Origin of the sequence: Methanothrix sp., from assembly GCF_024518575.1 — an archaeon.
In the GTDB taxonomy this organism is placed as follows: domain Archaea; phylum Halobacteriota; class Methanosarcinia; order Methanotrichales; family Methanotrichaceae; genus Methanothrix_B.
Window position 1 is genome coordinate 1 of record NZ_JANIHG010000036.1, and the last position, 15,494, is coordinate 15,494.

Annotated in this window: 14 protein-coding genes; 9 read left to right on the top strand and 5 right to left on the bottom strand. The window is 55.0% G+C overall.

The window, feature by feature from the left end:
- Positions 1–62 precede the first annotated feature (62 nt).
- The 4 genes from NQU42_RS06940 (at position 63) to NQU42_RS06955 (ending at position 3,166) form a co-directional block, all read left to right on the top strand.
- Complete coding sequence (locus NQU42_RS06940) at positions 63–470, top strand: hypothetical protein (protein ID WP_296610159.1); 408 nt, start codon at positions 63–65, stop codon at positions 468–470.
- Between the two features lie 209 nt (positions 471–679).
- Positions 680–1,099 (top strand): hypothetical protein, encoded by a 420-nt coding sequence (locus NQU42_RS06945; protein ID WP_296610161.1) that lies wholly within the window; start codon positions 680–682, stop codon positions 1,097–1,099.
- Positions 1,096–2,427 carry a hypothetical protein gene (locus NQU42_RS06950; RefSeq protein WP_296610162.1) on the top strand — a complete coding sequence of 444 codons (1,332 nt, stop codon included), beginning with the start codon at positions 1,096–1,098 and terminating at the stop codon, positions 2,425–2,427. Before NQU42_RS06945 ends, NQU42_RS06950 begins: the two co-directional genes overlap by 4 nt.
- A gap of 4 nt (positions 2,428–2,431) precedes the next feature.
- A complete protein-coding gene (locus tag NQU42_RS06955; protein ID WP_296610164.1) occupies positions 2,432–3,166 on the top strand; it encodes a Dna2/Cas4 domain-containing protein in 735 nt (244 codons plus the stop codon).
- Between the two features lie 159 nt (positions 3,167–3,325).
- Here NQU42_RS06955 and NQU42_RS06960 read toward each other — a convergent pair whose 3' ends face one another.
- Together NQU42_RS06960 and NQU42_RS06965 are read right to left on the bottom strand one after the other, a co-directional pair.
- The gene (locus NQU42_RS06960; protein ID WP_296610165.1) at positions 3,326–4,351 is read right to left on the bottom strand and encodes a class I SAM-dependent methyltransferase family protein; all 1,026 of its coding nucleotides are present in this window, start codon (positions 4,349–4,351) and stop codon (positions 3,326–3,328) included.
- The gene (locus NQU42_RS06965) at positions 4,323–5,585 is read right to left on the bottom strand and encodes a hypothetical protein (protein ID WP_296610166.1); all 1,263 of its coding nucleotides are present in this window, start codon (positions 5,583–5,585) and stop codon (positions 4,323–4,325) included. Before NQU42_RS06965 ends, NQU42_RS06960 begins: the two co-directional genes overlap by 29 nt.
- A 300-nt stretch (positions 5,586–5,885) precedes the next feature.
- Here NQU42_RS06965 and NQU42_RS06970 point away from each other — a divergent pair, with 300 nt between their 5' ends.
- Positions 5,886–6,053 (top strand): CxxC-x17-CxxC domain-containing protein, encoded by a 168-nt coding sequence (locus NQU42_RS06970; RefSeq protein ID WP_297759287.1) that lies wholly within the window; start codon positions 5,886–5,888, stop codon positions 6,051–6,053.
- A 295-nt stretch (positions 6,054–6,348) separates the two neighbouring features.
- On the opposite strand, the gene NQU42_RS06975 is transcribed toward NQU42_RS06970, so the two are convergent.
- Together NQU42_RS06975 and NQU42_RS06980 are read right to left on the bottom strand one after the other, a co-directional pair.
- Entirely contained in the window at positions 6,349–7,056 is a 708-nt protein-coding gene (locus tag NQU42_RS06975) for an RNA ligase partner protein (protein ID WP_296610168.1), read from the bottom strand.
- A gap of 191 nt (positions 7,057–7,247) precedes the next feature.
- Positions 7,248–8,018 carry a response regulator gene (locus NQU42_RS06980; protein WP_296610169.1) on the bottom strand — a complete coding sequence of 257 codons (771 nt, stop codon included), beginning with the start codon at positions 8,016–8,018 and terminating at the stop codon, positions 7,248–7,250.
- A 274-nt stretch (positions 8,019–8,292) separates the two neighbouring features.
- On the opposite strand from NQU42_RS06980, the gene NQU42_RS06985 reads away from it, so the two are divergent.
- From NQU42_RS06985 to NQU42_RS07000, 4 genes are all read left to right on the top strand, one after another.
- Complete coding sequence (locus NQU42_RS06985) at positions 8,293–10,563, top strand: CDC48 family AAA ATPase (RefSeq protein ID WP_296610171.1); 2,271 nt, start codon at positions 8,293–8,295, stop codon at positions 10,561–10,563.
- A 646-nt stretch (positions 10,564–11,209) separates the two neighbouring features.
- Positions 11,210–11,941, top strand: coding sequence for a proteasome assembly chaperone family protein (locus NQU42_RS06990; RefSeq protein WP_296610172.1), 732 nt, complete (start codon positions 11,210–11,212; stop codon positions 11,939–11,941).
- Between the two features lie 5 nt (positions 11,942–11,946).
- A complete protein-coding gene (locus NQU42_RS06995; protein WP_011695905.1) occupies positions 11,947–12,336 on the top strand; it encodes a DUF473 domain-containing protein in 390 nt (129 codons plus the stop codon).
- 168 nt (positions 12,337–12,504) lie between these two features.
- The gene (locus tag NQU42_RS07000; protein WP_296610174.1) at positions 12,505–13,956 is read left to right on the top strand and encodes a dihydropteroate synthase-like protein; all 1,452 of its coding nucleotides are present in this window, start codon (positions 12,505–12,507) and stop codon (positions 13,954–13,956) included.
- A 99-nt stretch (positions 13,957–14,055) separates the two neighbouring features.
- On the opposite strand, the gene NQU42_RS07005 is transcribed toward NQU42_RS07000, so the two are convergent.
- A complete protein-coding gene (locus NQU42_RS07005; RefSeq protein WP_296610175.1) occupies positions 14,056–15,378 on the bottom strand; it encodes a sodium:solute symporter family protein in 1,323 nt (440 codons plus the stop codon).
- Positions 15,379–15,494: the final 116 nt, after the last annotated feature.

The window sequence follows — 15,494 nt, forward strand, 5'->3', positions numbered from 1 at the left end:
ACATTAAGATGAGGCTTGGGTTGATACTGTCTGCTCAAAGTTCGGTGGCATGGAGGTTGCGTATGAGGATCATCGCGCTGATTGTCATGCTTTTCATTTCGGTTCCGCAAGTCGTCTCCATAACTGGAGATGGCGCACAGCAGGTTGGTGGTGATTTCGGAAAAGCCTGGCTCCAGAGCCTGGAGCAGATGGAGTCTGTTGGGGTAAACAGGACCATTGCAGCAACGGACGGGCTCTGGTCCTGGGGTTCGGTTCCGAAGTGGCACATGCTCGTGGGCGGCAGACTCGAGTACATGGGTTCAGGGGTGTGGTTCTATCCAGCATTTCCCACAAACAGCACGCCGATAATCGAGAACGCGAGCCTGAGCGCCAAAAACGCGCCTGACTTCGCATCTCCAGAGATGCTGAACGACCCGTGGATGATCGCCCAGGTCTCGGGCAGGCCGGTGCTCTTCAGAAGCCTGATCTGACTTCTCCTGGTCATTTCGGGGCGTCGGAGGGCATGCCCAACATTCAACGGGAGATGGAGCATCAGATCTTGCCGGCAGCATCTGGCTCTGCCATCTTATGAAACATCTTCACACATCTCAGTCTGGGTCTGCCGGCGATTCGATCGCGTCGCATGCACTGTGGAAAGGTTAAAATCGATAGAGCGCCTCTTCTCCACAGGGGTGGTGTGTTGAAGGGAATTGCGGCAGTGGTGGTGCTGATGGTCGGATTATCCTCTGCCCTCAACTTTGGCATCTCCTCGGAAGCCCCCTCAATGATGGAGAAGCGTTTCCTGTCATCGCTGGAATCGATGCTAAAAACCCGGCCTCTGCCTGCGAATAACAGCACTGCCAGCCTGAACGGATCGGCTCTCGATGGAAACAGCACGATTAATCAGACCACAGCTTCTGGCGTTTCATCCAATGAGGCGATTGCAAGCATGAGTGTGGGAAGTGATGTTGCATCCTCTTTGAGCGGGAACATCAGGGGCTTCTGGAGCATGGAGGCAAGCAAAAGGACATTCGGGCGAGAGGGCATATGGTCCAGAATCTCCCTGAGCGGGGACTTTCAGGTCGATAAGTCTGTGATCTTTCACGAGCCTGCAGCATGAGATCGATACCACTGGTCCTGATAGCTCTTCTGATAGCAGATGTGCACGGGGATGTCGTCCCGCAAGCCATGCCAGCTGATGTTGTGTGGATGCATATTTATGGAGGACCATATTCAGACGGCGGGTGGTCTCTTAGGGAGACGAGCGATGGTGGATATGCAGTTATCGGGTACACTGTGAGGAACGATACAGATCTCTGGGTGCTGAAGCTCAACAGCCGGGGGGAGATCGAATGGGCCAGGACATACGGCGGTCCTGGTGATGATATGGGCTACGGAATAGATGAGGTGGAGGGCGGCGGATTCATCGCGGTCGGCACCACCGACTCCTTCGGCCCTGGGGGCGAGAAGCTCTGGGTGCTGCGGCTCGATGAGCGAGGAGATCTCCTCTGGGACAGGGTGCTGGGCGGTTTCATCACAGATGGCGAGGCTGGATGGTCTGTCAGGGACACGGGCGATGGTTTCGTGATAGCCGGATCGACCAGATCATTCGGCTCGGGCGGCAAGGATCTTTGGCTGATCAAGCTGGATCGGAATGGTAGGGTTCTCTGGTCGAAGGCATTCGGCCGTTCTCAGGATGATGTAGGATTCTCGGTTGAGCGCGCAACCTTCGGGTACATCGCCTCAGGATATGGAACAGATGCAGGCAACGAGAATGTGTATATTGTCATGACGAACCATCTGGGCTCAGAGATGTGGAACAGATCTCTTGGGGGTAGCGGGAGCGATGCAGCGCTATCGATGATCTCATCAGGGGATGGGTTTGTTCTGGCAGGAAGAACAGAGACGAAACGAGGGGACAAGGATATGCTGCTCGCCAAGATATCGCCGCAGGGAGATCTCCTGTGGTGGAGGAGCTTTGGAGGAGAGGGGGATCAGGTGGGCATGGCGGTCGCAGAGTATGATGATGGATACGTCATAGCTGGAAGAAGCGGTCAAACCAACGACTGGAGCATGATGCTGGTGGTCACGGATCCTAACGGAGTGCCGCTGGCGTCTTACGGGATGGGCAGGGGCATCGCGACGTCTGTTGCGTGCAGAGGAGATGAATGCGTGGTTATCGGCATGTTGCTCACAGGAGATCTTGAGCAGGAGGATCTCTTCGTCGCCAGCTTCAGGCTCCCGATCTGGAGCAGCATGCCCTTATCGATGCATGAGCCACAATTTGATGAGAACAACATCACATCATCGATCCCATCGGCTCCGAATGCCACCGGAAACTCCGAGCAGGCATCTTCTGGTCGCCCCACTGGTCCGGATGGAATGGCGTCCATCAACAGAAAGGGAGAGATAGGGTCAAAGAGCTTCAGGGCGATGTTCAGGCTGTGAGCTCATGTTTGTCAGGATTCACGATATAGGGCTTTACCTGAGGTGCCCGATGCTCGTATATCTGGAGTCGATGGGCAGAGAATGCTTCAGAGCTGACACGGGGCGCACGCTTCTCCGCCATCTCGCGCTTTATCCGTCTCCAGATGATCTGCGCGGAGATCTGTCAAAGGTTGTGAAGGATTTCGCTACGATTCACAGGATTCCCGAGGAAGACGTCATCAGATCCATTGATGACATGAGGGATTCGATCGCCAGGATCGCATCTGTTCCCAGGGAGCTCGTGACGCCCTGTGATATCGAGGTGGAGCTGCGCTCAGAGCGTCTGGGGCTCTCCGGCATCCTGGACAGGCTGGTCAGGCCTGAGCCAAGACGGCGGGGGCTGCTTGGAATGCTGCTGAGCGGAGAGGCTCAGATGATTCCCTCCATAGTCCGCACCGGCAGATCGCCCGCAGAGGGTGTGTGGAGGAGGGACAGGATACAGCTCGCCGGGTATGCGATGCTCCTCGAAGAGCGCTTTGGGGTTGAGGTCTCCACGGGGCAGGTGGAGTACGTGCGCGAGGGAGAGATAAGACGCGTGCGCATCAGGGGCCTGGACAGATCGCGGGCGATCTGGGTGAGGGACCGTGTGCGCGAGATACGCGATGGAGAGATGCCAGATGTAAGGGGCGAGAGATGCGATTCGTGTGAGATGATCGGGATATGTGGGGTAAGGAGCTGCGTAGTCTCCAGGATGCTGTGATTCCTGAAATCAGCATCTCATCCTCGGCATCTTCTGGGGCAGGAGTGCATTGAAGCTCCCTCGTGAGCGAATAGCTGACACAAACAGGTGCTGAAAGCGCTCGCTCATCCGCAGGATGGACCAGACCATTGCTTCTGCTGCACAGATGCATGTCAGCGATCAGCATATCCTGATGTCTGTGACCCCGTGTATGATCCCGGGGGCATACTTTTTGATTTTGTGGCATCCGAGCGGCTCCGCAGATCTCCCAAGAAGCGCTGCAGCATGCACAGGAGGCCTTATCAGAGCGTCAGGATACTGCCATGCAGGCACGTTCTGATGGTAGTGCAGGATACCGCCTGGCCTCAATGCCTCTATTCCCCTTCTCAGGTATCTCTCGGTTATCCCCACCATGCCCATTATGACCCTGTCAGCTTCTCCTTCTGGTGTCAGAACAGCACAGTCTCCAAGCACCGGCTCGACGATATCCTCAACGCGATTCAGCCTGATGTTCTCCACCAGGTATTTATGGGCGATCGGATTTATCTCGATCGCTGTGATCCTCGACGGCCTTGAGTGCACTGCCATAGGCAGGGAGAAGTAGCCTATCCCAGCGAACATATCAACGACAATCTCATCTTTACCGAGAGATGCCATCCGCATCCTCTCCTTCACGTTGCCCTGCGAGAACATTATCCTCATCGGATCGAGCTTGAAGATGACTCCATTCTCCCTGTGGATCGTCTCCCCGGGTGTCCCTGCGATCACCTCCCTGCAGGGCTCCCTGAACTGGCCTCTGACACCCTTATCCTCAAGGACACATCTGCATCGTGGATAGAGCCTGAGAAGAGCAGCGCCTATCACCCGCCTGTGCTCCGAGAGAGCAGGGTTGATCCTGAGGATTATCGTGTCTCCCAGTATGAACCACCCCCTCGGCAGGAGTTTCTTGAGGGGTTCTGGAATCGATCCATCCAGGAGATCTGCGAGCTCCGGCATTTTGATATAGTGCTCCGGGGATTGCTGCTCGACGATCTGCATCCCTGTTATCTCCTTCAGTACAGGGATCTCAACCATCTCTCCCCTGCGCACGATCTTCCTGCGCTTGTCGAGCAGCCCCTTCTCCCGAAGCATTCCGATGACACCTGCTGCCTCGGAGCTCCCGACCACCACAGCAAGCCTATCGCGTTCGCATGTAGCTCTGGTCAAACTCCACCCTCTCAGGTGTGACGTTCAGTCTGAGCTCGAGCTCGCGGTCCCTCTTGCTGACCTCATAGCTCCTGCCGTGTACAACTATGCCTGAGTCGTAGCCCTCAGGCACCGATACGCTCAGCACGACCGGAACACAATCTCTCTTATCTGACAGGTACACCTTTATGCTCGAGTCGCCAGACGAGGACATCCTGACGACAGTACCTCTGTAGTGTGACACGGTCACGGTGCCGCCTCTGGCGATTACAGATCTGTCGATGTTCTCCGGGAGGATCAGCTCCACCTCATGCTGTATGCCAGCCGGGTTCTCGACATCAAAGTTGAGTATGCTCTCGTTTGTGCTGTTTGAGATGTACGCGGCATACAGCACGTGGTCTATCTGGGCCGGGGCGAGAAATGGCGAGTAAACGAAGAAGGCACCGATTCCAGCCGCGATGAGCAGAGCTGCCAGGAGGATTCCGATCTGAGTTCGTGAGTATCCTGGACTCTTCTCAGCCGCGATCTTCTCTCCAGCCTCGGCCATCGCCTCCGGCCCGGCCTGGATCGCCGGTGGTATCGACGGGCGAGTCCCTTCAGGGGTCTCCCCCGGTGCCTCCTCCATGTACAGTGCCTCAGCAACATCATGTCTTGGAGGTTGTTGTATCTCAGACGGCTTCTCAGGCTCCTCGCGCGTCGCCTCCGCCGCTCCTGGGATCTCCTCTGCAGGGGGCTCGCCCCCTGGCACCTCCGTCCCGGCAGGCTCCATTGGCTCTGGAGCCCTCTCCTCTCCGGTCGTCTCCGCAGCATGCGGCTCTCTGATCTCAGCCCTCTCCTTTAGAAGTGGAACCTTTCGCCGGCTTGGCAGCGTGACCGATCCCTTCTCGAAATCGAAGATCAGGTCTGTGTATATGCCGGAGGAGTCCACGAAATGATATGCTCTCGGAACGAGGTATGAGACGCCCGAGATCTTCACCTCATCGAAGAACTGGGTGTTCTTCATGAGTCTGTCCTTGAAGGCATAGACTGCCCCGCTCTCCATCTTCGCCTCGACCTCGCTCAGGCTGGGGAAACGATCCTCTGAGATGGCGAGCTCGGCAGTCGCCTTAGCATAGGCCTCGAAGAATACCCGGCTCATCCTGTTGAGCCTGTTCGTGTACCTTCTGTCGAACAGGAACGAGAAGCTCTCTCCGCTGAGCGGAAGTGGGCCTTTGCCTTCGTTTGCGAGCTTCCATGATGAGAATGAGACATCCATCGTATCTGTACCTGCGCAGACCATGATAAGTAATTTTTGGAAATCCGCAGACTGCGCATGACGTCATGCAGTGTGACCTCAGTCATTCGCAGTCAATATCATCCTTTTGGCGCGCCTCTACTATCGAATGCGGTTTTGATAAAACTTCTCTTCAGCAGCTATCCAAGCGCGATCCAAGGGATAACTATATATACTGAATCGTCCTTGGTTGGGGTGCTGCATTACATCGATTCAAGTGATTTTGTTGAGATGTTTTTGTGGCAGAGCGGCTCTTCTCGAGTCGAATAAGAAGTGAAATATATGAGATTTGGTAATAGGGGTGGCTTCAACCACGGCCCAAGAGAGATGCATGATGTGGTATGCTCGGATTGCGGTAAACAGACACAGGTTCCATTCAAGCCCGATGGGTCCAGGCCAGTATACTGCAAAGAGTGTTATCAGAAACACAGGCCCGCAAGGGTGAGATGAGATCCACGCGCCGAGAGGCGCCAAAACTCATTTCTCAACCTGTTTTTGTTTGGCTGATTTTCTTTGATTCTGTATTGCGGCTGATTGCGGACTATTTTCTGATCAATCCTCCTAATCTGCCCTTGGAGGCGCTGGTCTTGCTGTATGCGCCTCAGGCGGGCGAATTTATGCATCCAGCAGCCTGCACAGCCTACAAGTTGCTGAACACATAAAGAGCGTCAGCATCATGTATCCCAACCTGAATTGCGGTTGATCTCGATGATACGGATGCATGGCCCGAAATTATGAGGCAGTCTCAGACCAGCCGGTCCTCAAGCTCTTCTGTGTGGATGGGAACAAAGCTCATGTACTCCCTGACCATCTGCGGGAAGGCCCTCGCCTCCATGAACCTGAGCCCCAGCTGCTCTGCCCATCTCTGAATACCGAGATCCTGGGATACGACCGCGGCATCGAGGTCTTTTGCAAGCAGCAGAACATCGATGTCCGGGGCGCTGTCGAGTATGCCGTATCTCAGGGCTGCCCTGTACTTCTCGCGGAACTTTCTTATTATGCTCCCCACCACCTCCCGCTCGATCTCCTCTCTCATCTGATCCAGGCTCTGGCCTGTTGAATTTAAGGAGATGCACCGCGAGACAGCCTCCCATATCGCCTCCTCCGAGACGTTCATGCCCTTGTTGATCCTGCTCCTCATGTAGTCCACGTACTCGTAGAATATCTTCGAGGGTATCTTTACCCTGTACCTGTCGGGCGTCTTCTTGACTAGCCATGTATCGACCTTTCCCAGTATGGCTATGTCACAGTTGTTGTTCCTTACGAAATCCCTGATCTCGTTGTAAACCGATGGATACGGAACATAGCAGCTGATACCCAGATGTAGCCTCGCCTGTGCGACACGATGGAGGATGGCAGACATGCCCTCGCAGAGCGTGCTGCAGCCCTCGCTCTCCCACGCCTGCGAGTCGGTGAGGGCGGTGGTATCGAAAACAAACCTCTGGCGCAACATCTGCTTGCTTTATGGATGACAAACTATTAAGATGTGACTGCTGCTCAACTGGCAATACATTCTGGCATTAAAACCCTGTCGCATGCCATGGAGGCTGGAAATAACTGCCCTAGAGAACATTCAATGAGACAACCCCGCGCATCAGTTGTGCTAGCACATAAATCGCGCTTCGCTGATCCAGGTGAACGAATTTACCTCTCGCTCGCATTTCTTCTCTTCAGCTCCTCAAGGTTTTGCATGTATATCTTCACAAGGGAGCTGTCGAAGTACAGGGGCAGCAGGTACTCGAAGAGCTTTTCGGTGAGCATGCCGGCCCTCTCAGCAGCGCTCTCGATCCTGTATAGATCGTTGAGCGTCTCTTCATCGATGTTATTGCCGAGCCTCTCCTTTATCTTTGAGTTTGTCTCCTTTATGGTGCTGATCGCCTCTCCCAGGTCCTGCGAGATCTTGTCCATGAACTCATCGAGGTTCAATTTATCGGCTTCAAGATCCGAGACGCACTTTGCGATCTCCATCTCCGTTCTTCTCCTCTCCATCAGAGTTTCCCACTCCTTCAGGATTCTGCTCACAGTGGATGGGAGGTGACGGAGGTCATCAGGACTCTTCACGACGTAATCCATGGCGCCTGACTTCATGGTCTGCACAGCAAGCTTCTCAGAGCCCACGCCTGTCAGTATTATGAGAGGGAAACCAACATCCTCGGGAGATCCAGCACTTCCCGTAAGATCGAGACCTGTGCCGTCTGGCAAACTGTAGTCAGCAATGACAACATCTGGGAGGGAGTTCTTGTTCTCATCAAGAAATCTCAAAGCATCTGCGAGGTTCGAGACGCGCGAGACGCTCCAGGCCGAGCCGTTCTCCTCAAATATCCGCTGGATGAGCAAAGCATGCGCATCGTTATCCTCCACCAGAAGAACCCGCCGGAGCCTCTCCATATCAACCCACCAAATTTCTGTAACCACTCTCTCTCCGGAATGTGTGCCATTTCATAAAAACTTTTTGTTTGAACTGCTGTGTTGAATAATGTTTGAGAATCCGATAGCAGAGGCTGGATTCATACGAATTGCAATCCTAGTAAAAATCAATAGCTCTCGACCTTAGAGCTCTTAATTATTCAACACAGCACCAAGAGGCAAACTTTTAAGAATCAATCTACCATATTTCCCTAAGGGGATTGGAGCTCGCTGGGGTCGGAAATCGGGAACGCGTACCGCATTCAGGGGATGGTTTTGGACTATGAGCGAATCTGTGCGGCTGAAGGTTGCAGAGGCAGATCAGAGGGATGTGGGAAAGGGCATAGCCAGGGTCAGCGATGAATACATGAAGAGGATGGGCGTGCGCCCGCTTGATGTCATCGAGATCACAGGCGACAGGAGAACCGCTGCGCTGGTCGTGAGCGCTTACAGCTCAGACCAGGGGCTGGACATCATACGCATGGACGGCCTGATCAGATCGAACGCCGGATCGAGCATAGGTCAGTATGTTGAGGTGAAGAAGGCGGAGTGGTCGGAGGCGAAGCACGTGACCCTCGCCCCTGTGACGAAGGGCATGCAGATCTTCGCTCCGAGCGAGGTGCTCACAAAGGTCTTCCAGGGGAGACCGGTCTGCAAGGGCGACATAATATCGACGACAAGTGTTCGAAGACCGCCATCAGACACATTCGGCAGAGAGACGATGTTCGAGGAGATATTCCGGGGTTTCCTGGGAGCTCAGGCTTTCGGCCTGGGAGAGATCAAGCTCAGGGTAGTCTCCACGAATCCCTCGGGGCTTGTCAAGATAACTGATGCGACCGAGATCGAGCTTCTGCCCCAGGCTGTTGAGATCTCAGAGCGGCCTGTGCCATCTGTCTGCTACGAGGATGTCGGAGGGCTGAAGAACGCAATAACCAAGGTCAGGGAGATGATCGAGCTCCCGCTGAAGCACCCGGAGCTCTTCGACCGGCTGGGCATAGATCCACCTAAGGGCATACTCCTATACGGGCCTCCAGGCACAGGTAAGACCATGCTGGCAAAGGCGGTTGCAAACGAGAGCGATGCGTACTTCATATCTGTCAACGGGCCGGAGATAATGTCCAAGTATTACGGCGAGTCTGAGAAGGCTCTGAGAGACATATTCGAGGAGGCTGAGAAGAACGCTCCTGCGATAATATTCCTGGACGAGCTGGACTCGATAGCTCCGAAGCGCGGGGAGGTCACAGGAGAGGTGGAGAGGAGGGTCGTCGCGCAGCTCCTATCGCTCATGGACGGTCTGAAGGAGAGGAAGAACGTTCTCGTCATCGGCTCCACAAACAGGCCCGAGGCCCTGGATGTCGCTCTCAGGAGGCCTGGAAGGTTTGACAGGGAGATAGAGCTCGGAGTCCCGGATTATGAGGGCAGAAAGGAGATCTTCCAGATACACACCAGGGGCATGCCTCTTGCAGATGATGTCAACATCGAGGAGTTCGCTGAGCTGACCTACGGATTTGTGGGTGCGGACATAGCGGCCGTGTGCAGGGAGGCTGCCATGAATGCTCTGCGCAGGATCCTGCCGGAGATAGATCTGGATGAGCCGACGATACCCAAGGAGATCCTCGACAGGCTCGTCGTCCGGCGGGTCGACTTCGAGGCAGCTCTCAGGGAGATACAGCCCTCCGCGCTGAGGGAGATCATGGTCGAGGTCCCGAAGGTCAGCTGGGACGACATAGGCGGTCTTGAGGACGTGAAGCAGCTCCTCATAGAGGCTGTTGAGTGGCCGCTACGCTATGCGAGCAACTTCAAGAGGCTGGGGATCAATGCCCCAAAGGGAATACTCCTGTATGGACCTCCCGGCACTGGAAAGACCATGCTGGCAAAGGCGGTTGCAAACGAGAGCGATGCCAACTTCATAACCGCGAAGGGAAGCGCGCTCCTCTCCAAATGGTACGGCGAGAGCGAGAAGCGGGTCGCGGAGATATTCAGAAAGGCCAGGCAGGTCGCTCCAGCTGTGATATTCCTGGATGAACTCGATGCTCTCGTCCCGGTTCGCGGCGGTGCGGTTGGCGAGCCACATGTCACTGAGAGGATCGTGAACCAGCTGCTCTCTGAGATGGACGGGCTGGAGGAGCTCCATGGTGTTGTGGTTATAGGAGCGACAAACCGCCCTGATATCGTGGACCCTGCGCTTCTGAGGCCAGGACGATTCGACGAGCTGATACTCGTGCCCGTGCCCGACAAACCCTCCAGAAGGAAGATCTTCGAGGTTCATACGAAGAACATGCCTCTGGCTCCGGATGTCGATATAGATGCGCTTGTTGAGATGACGGAGCATTACACTGGAGCCGATATAGCGGCGATATGCAGAAAGGCAGGTCGCCTGGCTCTGAGAGAGAGCATGAGCTCGGAGCACGTCCAGCAGAGGCACTTCCACGCGGCAATTCGCGAGATAGGTCCATCTGTGACCCCGGACACCATGAAGTACTACTTGCGGCTTGCTGAGTCGCTTAGGAAGAAGGCGTCCAGAGAGATAGAGCGCGGAGATATGTACGTGTGAGGATCTGCTGGCGTCCCGTTTCTTCATATTTTCATGCACTTCTCGCGCATATTTGGCAGCGGAAGGAATGCGAGAGCTCGGAGAGATCATCAGAAGCACATGTGTATGTCTTCTATAATTGAATATGCTGTCAGGAATCGGCTTCGTTAGAACAATGCCATATGGCTCCCACAGGGTCGGATGCATCGAAACTAGATGATATTGGTACACGATCTTCATTCGCATCATGATGTGGTTGGATCGCTGTTATCCAAGCACATTCAGGCTTCATTATTCGCGTGAATAAATTGTTAATATGTGATCTTCTTTATTACACAAAACTTAAATAGTATTACTAGAATCCGTTCTAATTGGCGGTTGGTCTTACTAGCCGCGGGCTGAAGCTGTCCCTCCATCTTCTTTCTCAGCCCGCACCTCTTTGCTAAAACACATGTGATTATATTCTATTTTGATGATCTTCTCTGGATATTTTCCATCAATGTGTTCAGAAACAGGGCGTCCAGAAATCGGTTTTCCTGAACTTCAAATAATATCGAATGCCTGATTGCCCTGCATTGAGATAAGAGGATTTGTTGTAACAGGTAAATGCTGCGACCTCTTCCTGGATCAGAAGATTTTATCTCATATCAGAGCAACAAATACACGCATGTACCACGATCCTGTGCAGGTTATCTTGGAGAGGGAGCCGCGGTGCAGGAACCCGCTTCTGATAGAGGGATTTCCGGGGATCGGGCTGGTCGGCAACATAGCCAGCCAGTACATGATCCACGAGCTCAAAATGAACTATCTCGGAGCCATGACCTCAAGATACTTCCCGCCTCTTGCGGTTCTGCTCGGAGGCGTCGTGAACATGCCCGTCCGCATTTACGAGCGGGACGATCTTGATCTGATACTGCTCACATCCGACATACCGATACATCCCCTCGCATCATATGATATGAGCAGGGAGATTGTGAGGTGGGCAGCCTCTATAAAGACAAGAGAGATCGTCTGCCTCGCCGGGATAACGCTGATGACGGATCAGAGGCGCGTCTTCGGCGCGGTCTCGCATGAAGAGCTGCTCGAGAAGCTCAGAGGAGTGACGGAGATATTCGAGCTCGGGACGATAGCAGGCATCTCCGGATCCATAATGAACGAGTGCAGGCTGAAGGGAATACCCGCGGTCTGCCTGCTCGGTGAGACGATGAGCGATGAACCTGACCCGAGATCTGCTGCAGCAACCATAGATGCGCTCAACAGGATATACGGGTTGAACGTCAGCACCGCAAAGCTGCTCGAGAGGGCCGCAGAGATAGAGATGCAGATGCAGCAGCTTGCAGCACAGGTTAAGACCAGTGCCGAAGAGGCCACAGCAAAGGAGTTCCCGATGTACGGGTGATGCTGATGATCTGTGTAGCGCTAACCGGAATCTCCAGGAACGTGATAAAGGACCTGGTTAATAATCGCGTCCGAACGGTCGAGATAAGATCGCCGCTGAACTTCTTCTCCCTGAGAGGAGTGAACCCGGGAGACAGGATCTTCGTGACAGAGGCCAGCCTGAAGGATATCGTAAACGGCACGCCCGGTGTGATAGCAAGGGTAAACGAGATCCAGATAATGACTCACAGGATGATCCAGTCGAACGACTTCTTCTACGAGGAGATCGAGTCGCAGGCCGCGAGAGCCCAGCTCCAGTTCCTCGGCATCGGCAGGGTCAGGAGGATAAACACCATTGAGCCGTACGAGCCGTTCGTCATAGAGGTCGACGAGATGCCAAGATACATAGCGAGATGATCATCATCTCGGCTGCTCCGACCTGAAGACCGTAGTTTCCGCTCTCCACCGCACCCCAGGAGGTTCTATGAGATCGGACAGTGCGGCTCATTTTGTTCAGGATACACCGTCGTATCGAATAGAGCTAGTTGTCGCGGAAGGCAGACCGTTCTGATCGCAGAGGTCCTCATGAAAGTGTTGCTTCTGACGGGCAGGCTGGCAGAGCACGACGTGAGGAGCGCGGCAGATTCCGCCAGGGTGCATGCTGATGTCCTTGTCTTGGATCTTGATATAGCTGCGTTCATAACCCCGGAGCATGTAAGAAGAGCAGCACCCACCGGCTACGATCTCATCATGGTTCCAGGCCTGGTGACATCAGATTTCAGTGAGGTGGAGCGGGAGCTCGGCACAAAGATCAGGCTCGGCCCGAAGCATGCCGCGGATATAGCCTATGTTCTGGACCACATTGAGGATATCGAGCTCTCGAGCAGAACGCCAGCATGTGCGCTTATAGCGGAACGTCTATCCCAAAGTGCAGAGGATGCGCTCAGGAGGATCGAGCGGAACGCGCGCCCGACCATCGTTATCCGGGGCCTTGGGATAGGCGGCGGGAGCAGGATGAAGGTCCTTGCGGAGATAGTGGACGCGACCCGACTGGAGGATGGATCTCTGGAGGACAAGATCAGATACTATGAGTCTCAGGGCGCTGACATGATCGATCTCGGCCTGCCCCTCGATGCGCTTCCAGATGATGTGAGGAGAGCGGTGAGAATCGCGAGGATGGTTTCGGAGATGCCCGTGAGCATAGACACGCTCCGGCCGGATCTGATACTGGCAGGAGTTGATGCTGGAGCTGATTTGGTTCTGAGCATCGATGGCAGCAACATGCACGCTGTGGCTGATGCACTTCTTGAGAGGAATGTGCCGGCTGTCGTGATACCCGGGCCGGAGACCACGCTTGAGAGCAACATCAGCGCTGCGCTCGAGCTCGGGCTCACAGTGATCGCAGATCCTGTTCTCTCGCCCCCGCTCGGCGGTCTCGCGGATTCGATAGCGAGATACATCGGTTTCAGAAAAGCCCACCCGGATATGCCACTCTTCCTCGGTGTGGGGAATGTGACAGAGCTCATAGATGCTGACAGTCAGGGAGCTAACGCGATACTTGCAGCCATCGGCGAGGAGCTCGGAGCATCCATACTTTTCACCCCTGAGTACAGCCGGAAGGCGCGGGGGAGCGTCAGGGAGCTCAGGATGGCTGCGGAGATGATGGCGCTGGCCAGAGAGCGGCGGAGCCCCCCAAAGGATCTGGGAAGGGATCTTCTCGTCCTGAAGGAGAAGCGTCCTCGGCCAGGGTTTGTGCCTCCGCCCCATCTGGAGGTGAGGCAGGCAAGGCAGAGCAGGACATTCGTCGCAGATCCCGCTGGATCCTTCAGGATAGGACTGTGCGGGGATGAGATAGTTGCTGTGCATGATCGCATGGTGATAAAGGGCAGGACTGCCAGGGAGATACTGGACACAGCGATAGAGCTCAAGCTGGTGAGCAGGCTGGATCACGCTGCATACCTCGGCAGGGAGCTCGAGAAGGCCGAGATCGCGCTGAGGCTTGGAAAGAGCTACACGCAGGACGAGGAGCTTTTTTAGAATCCGATTCTGGCTCAGTTTGAATTCGCCTTCCAAGCAGCCGGTTTCGGAGAGATCCATGTGATAAGAGATCGCTTGGGAGATCTATCGGAGATTCAGCTATTGCCTATCCGGACAACCCCTCCTTTTCTCCACAGCGCTGACGATCGCCATTGCGAAAGCGGATGCGCATATTCCAGAGAGGGGGTAAACTCCTCCGAGCATCAGCGATGTGATCCCCCCACAGAGTATGCCCGCAGTTGCGGAGTTCGGGGTCAGTCCGAGCCTCTCCCTGTGGAAGCCTGCAAGCACTGGAACCAGAAAGCCGCCTGTGAATACAGTGTATGAGAGCATCAGCGTTGAGATGATCCCGGGCCTGCTCATAGCCAGCAGCAGGGAGCATGAGCCTACAAATAGCGCAGCCAGCCCCCGCGCTCTGACTCCCGATCCCAGGCCGAGATCCAGGGTGAGGATGGAAGACGCAGTGAGGAGAGATGTATCAGCAGATGACATCACAGCCGCCAGAAACGCAGCCGCGATCACTCCAACGGCCCAGTGAGGAATTACATCAGTCATGAGCAGAATCAGCGCATCCTCCGGTCTGATCTCAGGGAGAAGATGCCGGGCGAAGATCCCGATGGATGTGATGGCGAATGCAAGCGGTATGATGATAATCGCAGAGAGCCTCAGGGAGACCATGGCAGACTCAGGGCTCCTTGCGGAGAGGACTCTTGAGTATATATCGGGCCCGATGAGGTACATGGATCCAACCACCACAACCATGGATACCACATCCTGCGGGCTCATCTGCCCAGATGTCGGAAATTGCAGGCTGTTCAGAGCTTCAGGAGCGGATCTCAGGCATATCGCGAGCATCAGGATCAATCCTGCGAGCATCACGCAGAGCTGCAGCAGATCTGTTCTCACCACCGCACGCTGTCCACCGTGAGCAGTGTATGCTATCAGCACGATCGCTGTGGCAGACATCCATGCCCAGTCGTGCCCGAACAGCGCGCCCATGATCCTCCCGGCAGCGACGATCTGGGCAGCGATCACCCCCAGCCACGCGATCAGGATGAGCGATGAGGCAGCTTTTTTAGCGGATGATCCATAAAAGATTCCTATCATTTCAGGCAGCGTGCGCGCCCCTGTCCCCCTCACCAGATGGGCGATCTTTGAGAGGATGAGAAGCCCCACGGCGCCGGAGAGCAGCCACCACGCCCCCGGAAGGCCCCTGGAGTATCCGAGGCCGGCAAGGCCGATCGTGGATGATGCTCCCACTATCGTGGCAACAAGCGATCCTGTGAGTTGAAGCGTGCCCAGACTTCTGCCCGCAAGAAAGAACTCGTTCCAGGACCGACCGCTTCTGACAATGCACCCCAGGAACGCAGTTGCCAGAAGATACAGAGCCATAGGGATCAGAACAAGGTAGCTCTCGCGCATGCCCACAGGTGTATTGTAAACATTTATCTCAATTTCGGTTTACAATAAGTCGGACTGACTCAATATCTGCGGCTTGAGAATCCGAATCTGCAGCATGTGTGCTTTGCGGGAGGCAT